This window comes from Spirosoma liriopis (assembly GCF_023196085.1).
GTDB classification, from domain to species: Bacteria; Bacteroidota; Bacteroidia; order Cytophagales; family Spirosomataceae; genus Spirosoma; species Spirosoma oryzicola.
Window position 1 is genome coordinate 1224857 of sequence record NZ_JALPRF010000003.1, and the last position, 17468, is coordinate 1242324.

At 45.8% G+C, this 17468-nt stretch carries 13 protein-coding genes and 1 CRISPR repeat array; of the genes, 2 read left to right on the top strand and 11 right to left on the bottom strand.

The annotated features are described in order from the left end of the window. Nucleotides 1-14: 14 nt before the first annotated feature. Together M0L20_RS22015 and M0L20_RS22020 are read left to right on the top strand one after the other, a co-directional pair. On the top strand, nucleotides 15-1700 hold the full coding sequence (locus M0L20_RS22015) for a RagB/SusD family nutrient uptake outer membrane protein (protein WP_248479065.1): 1686 nt from the start codon (nucleotides 15-17) through the stop codon (nucleotides 1698-1700). A gap of 817 nt (nucleotides 1701-2517) precedes the next feature. Further along, complete coding sequence (locus M0L20_RS22020; protein WP_248479066.1) at nucleotides 2518-2922, top strand: response regulator; 405 nt, start codon at nucleotides 2518-2520, stop codon at nucleotides 2920-2922. Nucleotides 2923-2997: 75 nt separating this feature from the next. Here M0L20_RS22020 and M0L20_RS30340 read toward each other — a convergent pair whose 3' ends face one another. The 11 genes from M0L20_RS30340 to cas8a1 all read right to left on the bottom strand — a co-directional run bounded on the left by M0L20_RS30340 (nucleotide 2998) and on the right by cas8a1 (nucleotide 17461). Continuing rightward, nucleotides 2998-3702, bottom strand: a complete 705-nt coding sequence (locus M0L20_RS30340) for an alpha/beta hydrolase (RefSeq protein ID WP_354004250.1) — start codon at nucleotides 3700-3702, stop codon at nucleotides 2998-3000. 45 nt (nucleotides 3703-3747) lie between these two features. Further along, on the bottom strand, nucleotides 3748-4110 hold the full coding sequence (locus M0L20_RS30345; RefSeq protein ID WP_354004251.1) for an alpha/beta hydrolase-fold protein: 363 nt from the start codon (nucleotides 4108-4110) through the stop codon (nucleotides 3748-3750). Between the two features lie 378 nt (nucleotides 4111-4488). Continuing rightward, complete coding sequence (locus M0L20_RS22030) at nucleotides 4489-4809, bottom strand: hypothetical protein (protein ID WP_232558760.1); 321 nt, start codon at nucleotides 4807-4809, stop codon at nucleotides 4489-4491. Between the two features lie 302 nt (nucleotides 4810-5111). After that, a CRISPR array of direct repeats spans nucleotides 5112-9283; the repeat unit is 30 nt; unit sequence ATTTCAATTCCACTCAGGTACGATTAGAAG. A 217-nt stretch (nucleotides 9284-9500) separates the two neighbouring features. Next, on the bottom strand, nucleotides 9501-9764 hold the full coding sequence (cas2, locus tag M0L20_RS22035) for a CRISPR-associated endonuclease Cas2 (RefSeq protein ID WP_248479067.1): 264 nt from the start codon (nucleotides 9762-9764) through the stop codon (nucleotides 9501-9503). Nucleotides 9765-9831: 67 nt separating this feature from the next. After that, nucleotides 9832-10863: a type I-B CRISPR-associated endonuclease Cas1b gene (cas1b, locus tag M0L20_RS22040; protein WP_248479068.1), complete on the bottom strand. Its 1032-nt coding sequence runs from the start codon at nucleotides 10861-10863 to the stop codon at nucleotides 9832-9834. Nucleotides 10864-10987: 124 nt separating this feature from the next. After that, nucleotides 10988-11392: a GxxExxY protein gene (locus M0L20_RS22045; RefSeq protein ID WP_248479069.1), complete on the bottom strand. Its 405-nt coding sequence runs from the start codon at nucleotides 11390-11392 to the stop codon at nucleotides 10988-10990. Nucleotides 11393-11457: 65 nt separating this feature from the next. After that, nucleotides 11458-11970 (bottom strand): CRISPR-associated protein Cas4, encoded by a 513-nt coding sequence (gene cas4, locus M0L20_RS22050; RefSeq protein ID WP_248479070.1) that lies wholly within the window; start codon nucleotides 11968-11970, stop codon nucleotides 11458-11460. Further along, complete coding sequence (gene cas3 / locus M0L20_RS22055; RefSeq protein ID WP_248479071.1) at nucleotides 11967-14303, bottom strand: CRISPR-associated helicase Cas3'; 2337 nt, start codon at nucleotides 14301-14303, stop codon at nucleotides 11967-11969. Before cas3 ends, cas4 begins: the two co-directional genes overlap by 4 nt. After that, a complete protein-coding gene (cas5b, locus tag M0L20_RS22060) occupies nucleotides 14296-14970 on the bottom strand; it encodes a type I-B CRISPR-associated protein Cas5b (protein WP_248479072.1) in 675 nt (224 codons plus the stop codon). Before cas5b ends, cas3 begins: the two co-directional genes overlap by 8 nt. Further along, nucleotides 14970-16043, bottom strand: coding sequence for a type I-B CRISPR-associated protein Cas7/Cst2/DevR (cas7i, locus tag M0L20_RS22065; protein WP_248479073.1), 1074 nt, complete (start codon nucleotides 16041-16043; stop codon nucleotides 14970-14972). Before cas7i ends, cas5b begins: the two co-directional genes overlap by 1 nt. 2 nt (nucleotides 16044-16045) lie before the next feature. Beyond that, nucleotides 16046-17461 (bottom strand): type I-B CRISPR-associated protein Cas8b1/Cst1, encoded by a 1416-nt coding sequence (gene cas8a1, locus M0L20_RS22070; RefSeq protein WP_248479074.1) that lies wholly within the window; start codon nucleotides 17459-17461, stop codon nucleotides 16046-16048. Nucleotides 17462-17468: the final 7 nt, after the last annotated feature.

Consider the following 17468-nt stretch of genomic DNA (forward strand, 5'->3'; position numbering starts at 1 on the left):
TACCTTCTTTAGCCATGAAAAAAATAATCTTTTCCGCGTTGGCGCTCGTTGCTTTGTCGGGAACATACAGTTGTACCAAACTCGAAGAAAACGTACTCGATGAAGCGTCGGTGTCGGGCTTATCGGACCGGCAGCTTGCCGACGGTAACATTGCCCCGGTTTACGCGCTGCTTCCCAACATTTTCCTGCATACGAACTACTTCGCCGTTCAGGAAATTTCGACCGACGAAGCGATTCTACCCTACCGGGGCGGCACAGACTGGGGCGACAATGGCATTTATCTGGCCCTGCACCAGCATACACACACCAGCACAGATCCCAACCTGCTCAATACCTGGAACCTACTGGCGCAAAGCCTTTCGCGTTCCGTATCGGCCGTCAATACGCTGCCGAACCTTAAAGACCCGTCGGCGGCTATCTACCTGGCCGAAGCGCGGGGTATGCGGGCTTACTACTCCATGCTGATGCTTGATCTGTTTGGGGTTGTATTCGTCAAAGACGATCCACAGGCCAACTCAAAAATTTTACGCGGAGAGGCTGCCTACAATTACATCCTGAGCGAATTATTAGCCGCCGAACCTAGTCTATCCCCTTCGGTTGGTCCTGGCCGGATGAGCAAAGGGGCAGCCTGGGGTCTGCTGGCGCGGCTTTATCTCAATGCCGCCGTGTATCGCGACCGGTACGCTACGCAGTTTACGTTTCAACCCGCCGATATGGATAAGGTGGTGGAATACTGTGACAAGATTATCAACTCGGGTCAGTACCAGCTGTCGAGGGATTACTTTTCGATTTTCAACTCGAATAACCACGACAACAAGGAGTTGATCTTTGCCGTCGATCAGCGGGCCGAACTGAACGGCACAAACCGACTGGCTTATTTCTCGATTTCGGGCGACCAGTTTCCGCTGCCTGCTTACCCGGCGGCTAACGGCACCGACGGTCCGGCCATCACGCCCGATTACTACCGAAGCTGGACCAGCGCGTATTCACCAAAAGATCCGTCCGTTGACCCGCGTTTTTACAAGCAAAACCTGTCGATTTACTCGAACCCGGCGGATTCGTGCGTAGCCGAGGGTGACTTCAACATCAACCGGGGTATTCTACGCGGCCAGCAGTACGGCCTGCTGCGGGTGAACGGCGCTTTCTTGCGTTGCCCCGATGGCAAATACAAAGTTGGCAGGCTGACCAACGTAACCCGCAACCGCCCCACCGTACCCGTAATTTTCACCGAGCAGGTCGATTTCACCGTAGCGGGCAGCGATTACAGCACGGGCTACCGGGTCGAAAAATACGAGTTCAGCAAGAAATCGACGAGTGGCCGGAACCTGGGCGACGCAGACATTTCGATTGTTCGACTAGCCGATGTGTATCTGATGCGTGCGGAAGCCAAACTCCGCAAGAGCAATGATGCAGCCAGCGCCCTCGCCGACGTAAACACGGTTCGGGCAGCGCGTACGCTGACAACGCCCCCACCTGCCCTGACGACGATGGATCTGGACCTGCTGTTCCGGGAGCGCGGTTTCGAATTGTACTGGGAAATGGTTCGCCGGACGGATATGATCCGCTTTGGTAAATACGAAGGGACCTGGACCGAAAAGACCAACAACAATACCCGCAAGCGCATCTTCCCGATTCCACAAACCGCCATCGATGGCGCGTCGAACTTGCCCGGTTATCTAGTGCAGAACGAAAGCTATTAAACAACTATCGCCGATCCGTATTCTGCTAAGTAAAACAGCGGCTAATCATCACCTGATTAGCCGCTGTTTTGTTACGGTGTCGTTCAAATAGGTTTTTCACTAACTCGACAATTGCCACAGCACGTGGAATCCGGAGACTAGCAGCAGTAGCAAGAACGAGTAGACCAGTGCGTGCACAGACAAATCGACGAGTCGATAGAAGAAATTAGAACTGTTGAATTCCATAGGTTAGTAACGAGTAGGGTTAAGCAAGTACGGGTAAACTTTAGGGAAACCAATTTAAGTAATTGCAGAAGTAAATCGGCTACAAAACAGGCAGAAGTAACCAGCGACTAATAAAAATCCCTACCGGCAGGGCCAGAAGGGATTACACTACTACCTTCAACATAAAAATATAATTACTCAATCATAAGCAAATCAGATTACGACCGCCTTTGTAGCAGTTGTAGATACCTCTAGCGAACCCAAACTCCTCAGTACACTCAACTGGTTTAGCTAGCGCCACTATTTCAAAAACTAATAGATGACCATGCAAAGTAAATACACAGTAGCCAAACTTGTATTTATACTTAAGTAATTCTAATCGATTTTTAACACTAATCTAGAAAATTGATCGACACACAAGTCAAACTACTATCTCTTGATTAACGGACAATCCTGCAAGTGTCACAAACCGCTATTGTTCGGGTGATTGTCCAACAATCATACCGGTTTCTGACTTAATACGTTACTTTATTAAACCAGGCTGTCGTTTTGAAGCGCTTCAGTTTGCGCAAGTACACGCGGATACTAGCGTTATTCTCTTTTACTGACAATCATGCAACAAAAAGCAACCATCTGGCTTGTCGACGATGACGAACAAGTTACGGACATCATCCAACGAGCCTTCAAGCTCGAGCAGTTGACTTGTCAAATAGTTAGCTTTCCCAGTGACACAGCGTTGCTGGAAGCTATTACGCAGGCCGCTTCACTCCCAGCCCTGCTGATTGTCGATTATTACTTGCCCGGTACGGATGGTTTACAACTCATCCAGCGACTAAAAGAAAACCCATCGACCAGCACGTTGAAAACCGTTCTGTTCAGTCAGAATTTAAAGTCGGATGTGGTGTTCAAGGCGCAGGAATTAAACGTTTATCAGGTTACCAACAAGCCTACCACCTTTCAGGAATGGCGTAATTTTGCCGATGAACTTTGCCTGGCGGGTTATTTCTCCTCGCTCTAAACAAGCAAACGCCTGATCAACGGTATTCCGGTCAATCAGGCGTCGTTTTCGCTTCGCATTTAGCGCGATAGGTATTTACTTCTTTTTCGCAGCCCGCATTCCGCTGGCTTGATCGAACGATAGGTTGGTGGTAAAGAAAGGAAGCATCTTCTGCTCGATTCGTTCAGCAATGCGGTTGATATGATCGCCTTCGTATTCTTCGTACGTATGCGCAATTCCATAACTGGTCAACACCCCATCCAGCCGCTTGTTGTTGGCCGCAATACTCACATCCTTATCGCCGGCATCAAACGCCACCGCCTTCAGCTGCTTGATGTTTGAAATGTACTGATCGATTATGGCTAACGGCGCATTGGCTATCCACTTAGCCATAACGATTGGCTGGGGCTGCCCATCTTTTACCGGTAAGTCCAGGTGAAAAACGCCCTGACCGGGGTCCGGCGACCAGGCTGCTGCTGACGCAAAAGCGGCTTTTGTGCCAAAGTCAGCTTTTTCCAGATCGGCTACCGTCTTGACGCTTTCCAGCTTGGCGGCCTGCTGCGGATTGGGTGTAGCATCCAGATTAGGCAGCATACAACAGGGGCTCAATAGATATAGGCTGGAAAAAATCTCCGGGTGTTTCTGGCCAATTCGAATCGAGCCGTAGCCTCCCATCGAGTGACCGGCCAACCCTCGACTGGTTGCCTGCGGGATCGTCCGGTAATGCCCATCGACGTAGGCAACCAGTTCTTTGGCTACGTAATCCTCCCAATTGCCAATGGTGACCGAGTTGGAGTACATACTACCGAAAAAACGGTTATAGGCGTTCGGCGTCACGATAATAAACTATTTTGATTTTCCGTCTGCCAACGCCTTATCAACAGTAGCGGGCAGATTGATCCAGTGCTTTGTAAACCCGTACCATTTGTCATCGCTGTCGGTAAACCCGTGCAGAAAATAAATAACGGGGTAGCGTCGATTCTTGTCGGTTTTATAACTCGGCGGCAGATAAATCGACACATCCCGATCAGGCGAATCGCCAGCCAGATTGCCCTCCAGCCCTTTCCCATGCACTTTAATACGCTCTACCGTTCCCGTCTTCAAGGCGTTATCCTGACCAAAGCCAGACAACGAACCGATCAGACAACAGACCGTCGTCAACACAAACGCCCGACATTGCCGAGCCAAAGAAGTAGTCGATTGATTCATGTCTTTAGAAGAACGAAAAGAAATCTCTTTACTGCTTATCGAAGCGTTTTAACCGCCATTGCCTCACTTCCGCAACCCCTGCTGCTACAGAAACCGTTTACAGGTAAGGTTATAACAAGTATGAGTTACAGTAAGCCAGACACAGATTGCTGCCTGGCTTATTTGTGTAGAGACAGTACGATTGAAGCGGCTTTTGCCCAGTTATGAAACAGTCCTTTTGTCTGGACCAGTAAAACACCAGTACGGTCTGGATCATCGAGCGATCGAAACACCCAACGAGCAAAAACCTTGGCGCGTACTAAATGGAGTTAGGTGATCAGGGCGAACCGGTTAGTAGGCAACGTAGCCATTGTTACAGGTGGGAAGCGCGTTTTGAGATTAGTTGCTGAGTGTGAAGGTAACCGTCATCAGCCCGCCATCAATTGATCGATCCAGAATAAGCAAGCCTGTATCTTCATCAAACAACCGGTCACCCACTTGCGGCAACACACCAAACGTCCTGTAAAACTTGTGAATGCTATTGAAGCATATTTTCAGCTTTTCTTCCCAGGTATCGGCGATAAGCTGATCTTCATACCAATTAAAAACTGTTGAGTGCTTCTTGATGAAATGAAGTTGCTTTTCGGAGAGCAAGAAGCGAACCTTCCACTCTTGGATTACCCACTCATCGTGTTCAAACGTATCGACAATAGCTCTCATGATGGTTTGACTGGCTAGCTCTCCGTGAATTACTAAAGGTAACCGAAAATATAAGGTATACAACTTTAATCTTTGTTTACGGTAGTAAGCACTCTTATAAATAAACCATTACCTCACGTTTTCATCAGTTCCGGTTAATTCATAGCGGAAGCTTACCAAGCAATACGTATCAAACGCCAATCATCACCGTTACGAGTAGAAATTACAGGAAATCTAGTATTACACCCGTAAGGTTATTATTTCAATTTCACTTATGTATTGTAAAGCATGGGAGTTCGAGTCTCCCCGTGGTCACTTCACATATTTCAATTCCACTCAGGTACGATTAGAAGTGTCGGAGCTGGCGGGTAATCTGGGTAGTAACCTGATTTCAATTCCACGCAGGTACGATTAGAAGGCCTGGACATTAGGCGACCCCAACGACAAAGACGACACATTTCAATTCCAAGCAGGTACGATTAGAAGAAGCAAGCCGGTAGAACTTACGCGTTTGCCTGGATTATTTCAATTCCACTCAGGTACGATTAGAAGCTTAAATTCGACCGGTTTGCTGAACTGGTCGCCGAAATTTCAATTCCACTCAGGTACGATTAGAAGTTCACGGCTATTACAACGCTTAAAGTTACTGTAACATTTCAATTCCACTCAGGTACGATTAGAAGTCTTGGGCCAAATAACCGAAACGGGGCAGGCCAGAAATTTCAATTCCACTCAGGTACGATTAGAAGCGTTTAAAAGGTTTATGAACCGGGGCAAAGTCTTAATTTCAATTCCACTCAGGTACGATTAGAAGACAATAAGCGCCTGAAATTCGAACACGATTTCGAAAATTTCAATTCCACTCAGGTACGATTAGAAGTCCCGATGTGTAACAGATTCGCAAAAAGTGGCTTATATTTCAATTCCACTCAGGTACGATTAGAAGCGAGTTTGGCCGCTGGAAAGCCCTGGGATTCTCAAATTTCAATTCCACTCAGGTACGATTAGAAGTGGTGCCGTTCAGGGCAGCCATAACGCTATCCCACGATTTCAATTCCACTCAGGTACGATTAGAAGCGTTAATGACAACCGGCTTGAACAAAGGACTGTAGATTTCAATTCCACTCAGGTACGATTAGAAGCCGCTTTGTAAACCCTTTTGTACTTCTCGCTTCTACTATTTCAATTCCACTCAGGTACGATTAGAAGGACCTAATTGGGTTGCGTATCAAGTCAAACAGTTTGATTTCAATTCCACTCAGGTACGATTAGAAGGCGTTGCTACGACATCGAAAACCGTTGGCTGGGAAGATTTCAATTCCACTCAGGTACGATTAGAAGTAGCTTCTGTCTGTGCCGCTGCGTTCTTGATCCGAAATTTCAATTCCACTCAGGTACGATTAGAAGAAACTCCCTCGACAGAGGCAATAATAATCTCTAGGCATTTCAATTCCACTCAGGTACGATTAGAAGTGACGACACAAGGGATGGGAAAGGCTTTGATCCTAATTTCAATTCCACTCAGGTACGATTAGAAGAGGTTGTCGAACAGCAGGCCAAGCAGATCGACGAAGATTTCAATTCCACTCAGGTACGATTAGAAGGCGATGTATTTGCCCAGCCTGCCGCGCCGTTCAATAATTTCAATTCCACTCAGGTACGATTAGAAGATTTTTAGGCTTTTCCCGATTGTTAAACTAAGTAAACATTTCAATTCCACTCAGGTACGATTAGAAGTACTAAATAAGCCTATGCCAATAGGGTAGAACATAATTTCAATTCCACTCAGGTACGATTAGAAGACCCGTACTGGGTCGTGACGCCTTCGGCCAAGTACGGATTTCAATTCCACTCAGGTACGATTAGAAGGTTCCAACCGTTCGCGTCCGAAGAATTTGGATAGGTATTTCAATTCCACTCAGGTACGATTAGAAGAAAGCGGCCACACTACTCGTATGGTTAAGGCCCTGTATTTCAATTCCACTCAGGTACGATTAGAAGAGGTTAGTCAATAACCCGTTCCATTAACTGAGAGAAATTTCAATTCCACTCAGGTACGATTAGAAGACCACACGCTACTTTACAACCCGAACCGTTACAAATTTCAATTCCACTCAGGTACGATTAGAAGCGTACCATACACGTACACCTAATTCTCACCATTAAATTTCAATTCCACTCAGGTACGATTAGAAGCTGATAAGTTTCTACCTCCGTCATTCCGGAATACTGATTTCAATTCCACTCAGGTACGATTAGAAGGTGGTTATTGATGCTTCTGTCAAGCAGATTAACGAGATTTCAATTCCACTCAGGTACGATTAGAAGTGGGCCAGTGGTGCATTCATTGTCGGACTACTTAGATTTCAATTCCACTCAGGTACGATTAGAAGTTTACGGCCAGAAAGCCAGGTCCGCAGTATGGCATAAATTTCAATTCCACTCAGGTACGATTAGAAGATTCTTTATGCAACCTTCATTGTCTTTTATGCTTCATTTCAATTCCACTCAGGTACGATTAGAAGTGCCGTCCCGACATACAAATTCTTCAACCGTCGTGCATTTCAATTCCACTCAGGTACGATTAGAAGGCCAGTTCGCTCAGCACGGGCGATCAGATCAGGGATTTCAATTCCACTCAGGTACGATTAGAAGATATCATTGATGCGCACTGGTACACGACGATTGTCATTTCAATTCCACTCAGGTACGATTAGAAGGTGAGCTAGGTAGCTCGGTGTATTCACTATTGCTCGCATTTCAATTCCACTCAGGTACGATTAGAAGATTAGTATGATTTCATCACAAAGTTACTCCCAAAAATTTCAATTCCACTCAGGTACGATTAGAAGGGCTAAAGGGCACCCAGTACGTCATGTTTTTGGAGATTTCAATTCCACTCAGGTACGATTAGAAGGTGATGATGAGGTCAATATTATTCCGGCTAATGACATTTCAATTCCACTCAGGTACGATTAGAAGAAATTGACGATATCGCTGATTTCTGTTTTAGTATTATTTCAATTCCACTCAGGTACGATTAGAAGCTATGCCTCTACTTTCGGCGCTTTCTTGTCCTGAGTTAATTTCAATTCCACTCAGGTACGATTAGAAGTGAGCGACCGGATAGATGCAATTGTGGAAAGAGATTTCAATTCCACTCAGGTACGATTAGAAGGCCGCAACTTCACGGTTGAGTGTAGAGTCATTAAATTTCAATTCCACTCAGGTACGATTAGAAGAAAGAAACCTCCTGCCTATTGAGCCGTATATCCTTTATTTCAATTCCACTCAGGTACGATTAGAAGACATCCGCGACCAGATATACGGCATGGTCTGCGTGCATTTCAATTCCACTCAGGTACGATTAGAAGAATTCAGCACGTTCTGACACGAAAACAAAACACCGTAATTTCAATTCCACTCAGGTACGATTAGAAGGCCCGAATCACCAGCAGGCGTATTTTTTTGACCAGATTTCAATTCCACTCAGGTACGATTAGAAGTCTGGACCGGGCGGGCGTTGCGTTCAAGGGCTTTTTTATTTCAATTCCACTCAGGTACGATTAGAAGGCGACGGCGATGGAGATCATAATGCTAAAGTGGCAGATTTCAATTCCACTCAGGTACGATTAGAAGGCCAAAAAGCCCTCGGTATACGCGATACGGGCTACTATTTCAATTCCACTCAGGTACGATTAGAAGCGCACCCACAAAGATTTTAAGGCCCAGATTCCACATATTTCAATTCCACTCAGGTACGATTAGAAGCTGACTCAGGTATACAGTTTCCTGCTTCTCATGCATATTTCAATTCCACTCAGGTACGATTAGAAGGCCTAAGTGCGGGAACAAGTAGATGGCCAGTAAATATTTCAATTCCACTCAGGTACGATTAGAGGTCATCTAAGCAGCGTCAGCGGTGCAAAGGCTGTAAAATTTCAATTCCACTCAGGTACGATTAGAAGGACCGGGCAAACGATCCCGCCGTAATAATTATTAAGATTTCAATTCCACTCAGGTACGATTAGAAGAATTGACTATCAAGATGGGCGGACAGCAGCAATTCGATTTCAATTCCACTCAGGTACGATTAGAAGGATTAATACCCAGCGAAAGCCAACAAAGGACATCATATTTCAATTCCACTCAGGTACGATTAGAAGCGGAAGTTGTACGCTGGGTTACCGCACGAATCAATAATTTCAATTCCACTCAGGTACGATTAGAAGCGGAAGTTGTACGCTGGGTTACCGCACGAATCAATAATTTCAATTCCACTCAGGTACGATTAGAAGGTTTTGAGTAGCCCGTAGCTTTCATCACTTTACCGTATTTCAATTCCACTCAGGTACGATTAGAAGTTGACGATGCCACGCGGCAATGACTGCTTGGTATTATTTCAATTCCACTCAGGTACGATTAGAAGCCCGGTTTCTCTCGCCCCTTCAATCAATTGACTGCTATTTCAATTCCACTCAGGTACGATTAGAAGCCGTAAATTTAATGCAAAAAAATAGGCTTTGCGAAGCCTGAACACCGTTTTACATTACTTCGCAAAGCCCCTTTTATCGTCGGTCGACAATGATACGAAAACCCCTACCGATCGACGACAATCTGATAATCAACTAATTAAAGCCCGAAATCTCGCTTAACACTTTTTTTACACAGCTGATCAAAGAACGTATTTGGTCGATCGACGCTAAAACAACCTATAAAAAATCATTCGTCGATTGACGTTCGACGCCCACGATCTGTTTATCAAGCCACTTCTGGTCTCGGTTTTTGAAGAGGATTAAACTGTCTTCGTCCTCGTTCATAATACGCCGGGCTTCGTACAGCAACTCTTTCAACTGAACCTCTGTCATCTCGCCTTCAAAAACTGAATTCTGAATCCAGTTCAAATACCGCCGACAGAGCTTGAGCATCTTCCCGACTCGCTTCTGCCCCATGTCATACACCAAAATTACGTACATAACCGATTTGTGATTGAGTGAATGGATTGTGGCTACCGGATGGCTATTCGCCCAATCATCATTGAGCCTACCACCACGCCTTGAAAGGCCGGTATTCTTCTACACCCAGCAAATGTTTCTGGAGTTTATAGCATTCGAGCTTGATCAGATGCCGGTAGCTGACACTGCGACCCAGGACGCGATGTTTGATCGTTTCTTTCAGTTGCTCGTCAAAGCCTTGTACAAACCGTTTTCGGGCGGCCTCTTTCATGACACAACCGCCAATCTCGACCTGAAAATCCGACGGTTGCAACTGCCGTTTGTTGATCATCCGGAAAATTAGCCGGTCTACCAGAATCGGCTTGAATACTTCGGCAATGTCCAGCGCCAACGAATACCGACGGGCTCCCGGTTCGTGCAGAAAACTAATCGTCGGATTCAGCTGGGTGTGGTAAATGGTACTCAGACAGGCCGTGTAACACAGCATATTGCCAAACGAAATCAGGGCGTTCAACTCATTACGCGGTGGCCGTTTACTACGCCCATCCAGACAAAACGTAGCGCCCACAATGGCGTCGAAGGTGTCGTAATAGGTCTGCCGGATGTTGCCTTCGATTCCCATCAGCATCGGCACATCCGTAGCCGTTGGCACGCTCGCCAACAATCGCTCGACCGTCAGAATGTCCTCCGAAAGTGTAGAATCGGCACAACCAGGGGTCGAACGGGTACGGTTGTCGTAGTATTTCAGCACCCGCAGGATGTTGTTGGCTGCTCCTTCCACAAACCGCCGGGCAATCTCGATCCGCTTTTTAGGGGCCATGTAATGCTTCGTCTGGTCAACTTGCATCTTGCCCGCCAGCAAGTATTCACGAGGCATAAACGACCCGGTGTAATGTTCGTAGTAATTGAAAAAATGAACGGCGATCCCCTCCTGCCCCAGAAAATTATACAGAGCCGAATTGGCGTCCAGACTACCGAATACGTACAGGTCGCCCACTTGCTCAATGGGTAGGTAGCGCGGTTGCCCCTCGTTCCCGTCTTCATCAACCGGCGTAAACTTAAGCGTATTGTCTTTCCGGCTCATGCGACCGGCGTTGAACAGATACTTGGGCTGTTTCATATTTTTTATTCGACAGGATTTACAGGATTAACAGGATTGGATTTAATGTTTTACACCGCTATGAGCCAAAGTTTTATCGGACAGCATGATTAGATAAAAAATCATGTCAATCCTGTAAATCCTGTCAGAAATTTTTATAAGTTCGATATTTCCGTTTAACCGTCACGCTACTCCCGAAATTGATGAGTAAGCCAATGTCCAGTCCGGTAGCCGTCAGGTAATTGACCAATTGCGCTTCATGCTTGGGGTGTATCGTTTCTACAGCTTTCAACTCAATCAATACGTTTCGTTCAACAAGCATATCGGCTACATAATCGCCTACCTGAACGTGCCGGTAAAAAACAGGAACACTCAACTGTTGTACGACTGAAATTCCCCGATTCTGTAGTTCAATAGACAGCGCGTTTTCGTATACTTTTTCCAGAAAGCCGGGTCCAAGCGTGTTATGAACCGCGTAAGCCGCTGCAATAATCTGGTGGGTTAGATTGTCATGCATTTTCTTTTCTGACAGGATTAACATGATTGACATGATTTTACTAGTTGTAAGACGAATGTTTACATAGAAAAGTAATCCTGTTAATCATGTAAATCCTGTCAAAGAACCTCTTCTGCTGCGTAACAAAAATCAAAATAACTGCACGACCGGCATTTGCTTTTGGTGATCCGTTCCGGGCACTGTTCGGAGTTCACTATACGTTCGATGTCCTGCACCCAAGCCTCGACCAATGACACATCTTCCTCCTCCAACCGGACAGTCTGCGTCTGCCGCAATTTTGGGTACTCGATCAGACCCGTAGCGCCTTCGATGCCGTTTTTACGGAGTAGATACAAGTAGAACTGCACCTGCGCCACATGCGAATGCTCCAGCTTATCCGACTTTTTAATCTCGTGCACGACTTTGTCATATGGGTCATAAAAGTCGATTCGAGAGCCATCCAACAGGATTTCTCGGTATCGTTCGGCGCGTTGCGGATATGACTTTTCGCCAATAAACGAGCCTTCTGCCACTAGCTCAGAGGTATGTTCCATCTCGATCTTGTGATGAAACAGCCACGTTTTCCGATGACAGACTTTGTAATACTTGATGTACGTGCCGGTGATTGTCATAGGAAGTCGGAGGAATTGAAGTTATCAATCCATTCTTCCTGCTGATCGTATATCAATCCAAGCTGGCTGTCGTATTTTTTTGTCAGAATAAAGTACTTTATTTCAAGAAGCGAACCGTCTTTCTTTTCTATAGAGAATACCTTTGCTTGAAGATTTTGGTCATTTTCGCGGAGCAACTGAGCAAACTTATTTTTGCGTATTTGAACTTTGAGACTCTCTGCACCAATGAAATCGAACTGGCTTAGGCGTTGAATATAAGCTTCTTCTATAATTACCGGCAGTACCTTAATTCCATCGAATTGTTTATAGAAATCATCCTCTCCCAACTTGGACCGATACATCGGAACGAGTAGCTCTGCTGATATAGACAGCCTATTATAAATTAGATCGAACTGTTCTTTTTGCTTGGTCTGCCAGTCTGGATAAACGAAATCAATGTATTGCTGTAGTTTCCCCTCCTCTATGATACCTTCATTTTCAGCGATGATTTTCTCAAAGGAATTAACCGTAAGTGCTACGATTTTGGAAGGATAAATGTATCGATCTGTCGGATTAGATTCCCGAAAAACAACCACTGGGCTTTGCCCCTTTTCTCGCTTTCGATTTACGCGACCAAATCGTTGAATGAGTGCATCAATGGGAGCGGGCTCGGTGAAAATTAGATCGTAGTCAATATCTAAGCTGACTTCAATAGCTTGCGTTCCAACTAAAAGTTTTATCGATCCGTCCTCTTCTCCACGCTTTAACGCCAATTCATGTTGAGTTCGATCTACACCGTTGAACGCACTGTGCAAAAGAACGGCGTTGTCGGCATCCTCACTCAGTTCATTGAAAACTAGTTGCGCATTTTTGACGGTATTACATACAACCAGCACTTTTTTACCGGTATTCAACGCTTGCCGAATCAGGCCAAGATTTTCGGTCAATAGTCCATCCTGTAATTGAATCCGATGCCGAACGAATTGGCTGTACAAACTATCCGATGCTTTGATCTCCGTAAACTCACCAATGGCTTCCTCCAATTCTTTTTTCAGAAACGTTGGCATGGTTGCCGTCATGACCATTACCTTGACGTGCAGATGCTTCACAGCGTATTGAAGCAACACTTTGATTTGGGCAAATACATCAGGGCTGTAGGCATGAATTTCGTCGAAGATGAAGTAGCTACCCACCATCTCAAATAAACCCTGCTCAAAGCCTTTTAACCCAAATAGGTGTTTCAGTAGCTGAAATGGTGTTACTACTTTAACGGGTGTAACGAGCGTTTTGAACTTATCTTTCAGCTCATCAATTTTCTCTTTTTTCTGACTGAGCGAATATTGAAAATCATCGAAGTAATCATACAGATAATCGCTGAGTTTGCCATGTAGCATTCCAACGTAGGGCTCTCCCATCTCCTTCCCTAGCCGCTCGTACATCGCATTGATGGAAGCTGTGAATGGCAGAATGTAGAAAACCCGCCCTTGGCCAAAGTGCTTCATTTGCTGACGTAGCCAGATAACGGCACTTTCCGTCTTTCCTGAACCAGTCGGCGATGTAAGAATCAGATTGCCAACCACATCACGACAAGCCAATTGATGATCGTAGAAATCAGCCCCTTTGTCTTGAAGACTTGTACGCTTGTGGTCTAAAAACTGAAACTGCTCATCCGAGATGTGTAACAACTCCTGAACTCGGGCAGAACCCAGATGGTCGCAATGCTTTAGGCCACCGAATAAAAGCAGCAAATCAAAATACGCTGGATTGGACGTATTCATTTTGCTGATCTGCCCCTGATAAGACAGGATTACTTGCTCTGGATGCTGAACGGAAAACTTACCAAGCTTAACACCATACTCGTCAGCGGCTAACTGAATCAGTAATTTCTCACGAACGTTTCGGCGAAATTCGCCTTCGTAATCAAGGCGACCAGTAGCCCCAGGCAGCCCGAATGCATCGTCATCGGATTGATAGAAATCACAGATATACCGTAGCCAAAGCTGTTCATAGTCTTTATGGTGACCAGCAATTACTAATCGGATCAAATCCCGTACAGGCTTGTCTTCTTCTAACCCATTGATGAACGGTAGAGAAAACAATTCGTGCCGTTGCTTGCGCCATTGATTCGGTTCGCCACGTAATACCTTCTGAAAGTCAACGTGTCCTTTTCCCAGATCATGACAAACGATAGCCAGACGCAGCACTCGCCAGAAATCATAGGAGAGTTGTAGCTTGCTGACTTGCGGAAAAATAGTTTGTAGTCTTTCCCAAATCAACAAGCAGTCATCAACGTGTTCCTGTAGGGTGAGCCTTGGTTCTGACTTAGCTAGAATTTCATCATATGGCTTAGTCATACTCGGAGAAATCTAATTGGTGTAGATAAATATCAACTCCTTCTTTGCCTATCTTCTCGTCATGAATAGCCGGTAGATTACCCTTCACTGGCGTGAGGTAGCTAATAACCGAATACGGCTCCGTACCTACGTTCTGACGAGGGAATGTATCCGTAAAATATTTAGGTAATGCCTGAATCTGACCAGCTAAGTGGTTCTCTCGGAACGGGATTACCTGACCAGCTATGCATGACGAATACACGACTTCCGGCAAGTCAATTGTCGTTATTCGATCAACAGTTGCCAAGTCATTCATTCTCCCAAGCACCAAAGGATAATAAGGTTGCCGAAAGAAATCAGCCAGGCTTTCATCGGTCAGATAGATTTTGAGCTGTGCACTATACACGAACTCACGCCGGATAATATTCGACTTGGCGTTGTTCGTCGCTCGACCGTTGTTACTGTCAATCTGGTAGATGGTTTCCAGATCGAACGCTTTCGCTTCAAACTGAAAATAGTAGCCTAATTCGAGTTTCTGATGGCTCAAGTACTGTCCAGCGGCTGCATTGATCAACCCCAGCACCGTACTGACTGGCGGCACGTCCAGCGTTGGTTGAACGCCACTAATCAGGTTAGGATAGCGAAAGCTAGCCGTCCAACTGCTTATGTCCACAACATGAACTTGCATCAGGATAGCTGGTTTTCGAGTTGATTGCAATATGCATCAATCGTTTCGTTGATTGTTCCAAGCTGAATGGTCGGGTATCCTTCGCCAAGCGTCAGCAACTCTTTTAGGTCGTCATTGTATTCATTTAAAAACCCACTGCGTTTACCGATAAAGACCGTTCCAATAAATTGCTCTTTGTAATCTTTCAGTACCTCTTTCAGCCCTTCCAGATTCAGCGCCACTCGGTCACTATTCATGCCCTCGCTCGTAACGATATGTGAGAAAGGATGATTACCACTGCTCGTTGTTGCCAATACAATGAACTTTGGGGTGACGTCGCCCATGTTGTTCGTTTGCATGGCTCCGCCCGAAATGGTTTTCAGCGCTTGAATAGTTCCCTTCGCCCGCTCCAAACGAACGTCTTTAGCTAGTTGAACCAGTTTTTGCGGATTACCCTTGCTGTCTTTAACGTATGGGTCGTCAATCTCTATCGACCCCTGACTAAGTGCTTCGGTCCGCAGCTTTTGCGTAATATTCTTGAACCCCGTTTTGTTGTAACTGGCAAACGTACCAAGCTGAGCCAAATCGAGTGAGAACATTCCTTTCATGATAGCACTGTACTCCTCTTTACTGTACGGTACGGAATCACCGTCCTGACGGGCCATACTTGACCAGTTTTCAACCGTCCGTGCCGACCCGACCGAAACGATGGCCGAATTTTTTAGCGGAGAAACGCGCGTTACCGTAGCATCAACCTTCTTCGCTTTTCCCTTTTCGTCAATTACTTCTTCCTTGACGGCTTTCATATACCCAAAAACATCGTCATCAGGATACAGGAACGGATTGGCTTCGGTAAACGCTATTTTGTTCTCACGAGTGATTGGGGACAACGACCAGCCCACGTTACGTTGCAGCGCTTCACGCCACCAATACCGCCAAGCCTGTCCCGACACGTAGGTATGGGTGCGACCATTTTTGGTGATTTTTTTCGTAGCTACGGCATTTTCAAAATTGCTACTGCTACTTTTTCCAGCGTTGTTCAGCGCGACAACGTCAACGTCCAGCAGGACAAAGCCTTGGGTTTTCAGATTCATAGTTATTCGTTTTCTGGTGTTTCTAGTTCTTGTTCTTCTATTTCTGTTGGCACAATCATGTGGTTGTCATGAAGCTTCTCGTAAATCGCAATCAGCAATAAGTCTCTGATTTCCCGCCAGCTAACGGTTTCGGGAAACAGGTATTCCACATCGTCCAGCCGAATTAAGGGCGTGGCAGGATTGGCTTTGTAGTTGTCGTCAATCAGTTTCAGCAGATAGTGCCGCACCTCCTGAACGTACTTCGCTCGGTTGAGTCGGAGGATGGCTTTTTTGATACCATCCTCGTCGCGGCTGACAATAAAGCCCGCGACATCCTTAATTTTTTGCAGAGTTCGTTTATCCATATTTTTCACATAAAAAAGGTAGTTCTCAACAATCTGAAAGGTAAACGGATGCTTACGAATCCATTGCTTAAAGTAAGGAATCAAGGTTCCGCCGTTGAGCAATCGCTCTAAAATGACATTGCGCCACGTGCTGTAGGAATCGTAGGCTAGCTCTTCTTTAGCAGATACCCATGTATCTGAGCCCTGATTGTACTTTGCATCCTTATACTTCGAGTTGCGATAATGAGCGGCTACAAATGGGCGCCAGTGTTCAGCGTAAGCTACCGTTTGACAAAGCGCGTAGAAGCCAAACACCGTTGCAGGAAGCTGATACATAACCACCTCCGGTTTTGCGCCAAAATTGGTAAAGTGGTACAAACTCAACGTGGTATCACGAATCTCTACGACGTTTTCATCCAGTCGCGCAAATACGGCGGGTTTGATATTTTTGATACAGGAATCAGCAAAGGCGAAGAGGGCATTAGCTACGATTCCGTAATCAGAACGAGCCACCCCACTAGCCAGTCCACGCCCGAGAGCCATCAGGTGTCCATCGGGACCGTTTAGCAACTGCTGTACGTAGTATTTTGCAACAACGCTATTATTACTACTAATAAGCCCAATTTTATCGCCTAACTGCGTGACGCCCAGTGGCACGAAAAAGAACCGAATAATGATCTCTTTTGACAAGTACAACCCACTCTCAAATCCATGATGGAAGTTGATAAACGTACTTGATCCAGACAGAATATGGTTGTCGCGCCCGGCAGCAAACAGATTCGCTTTTCGGCCGGAGATGCGGCAATAACCAACCTGAGACGGAGCCGTTTCATTAAGTATGCTTCTATAGTACGCCAGCGTTTCGGCTAATTTGCGCTTGCTATCGAAAGCAGGTTGCGTAATCTTTGAATTAAGGAAGAACGCATGCAGATTGGCATTCCATTGATTGATGTAGATGTTAGCTACGTAGTCAATCAACCCTAGAATATCCTTCTCTTTTAGTTTGGGATCTTCCCAAAGCGTTTCAATCACATACCCGCCCACGTCAGCGAAAGGATCGCCGGTAGGTTTGATTAAACTAGTTTGATCAATCATAGCCGAA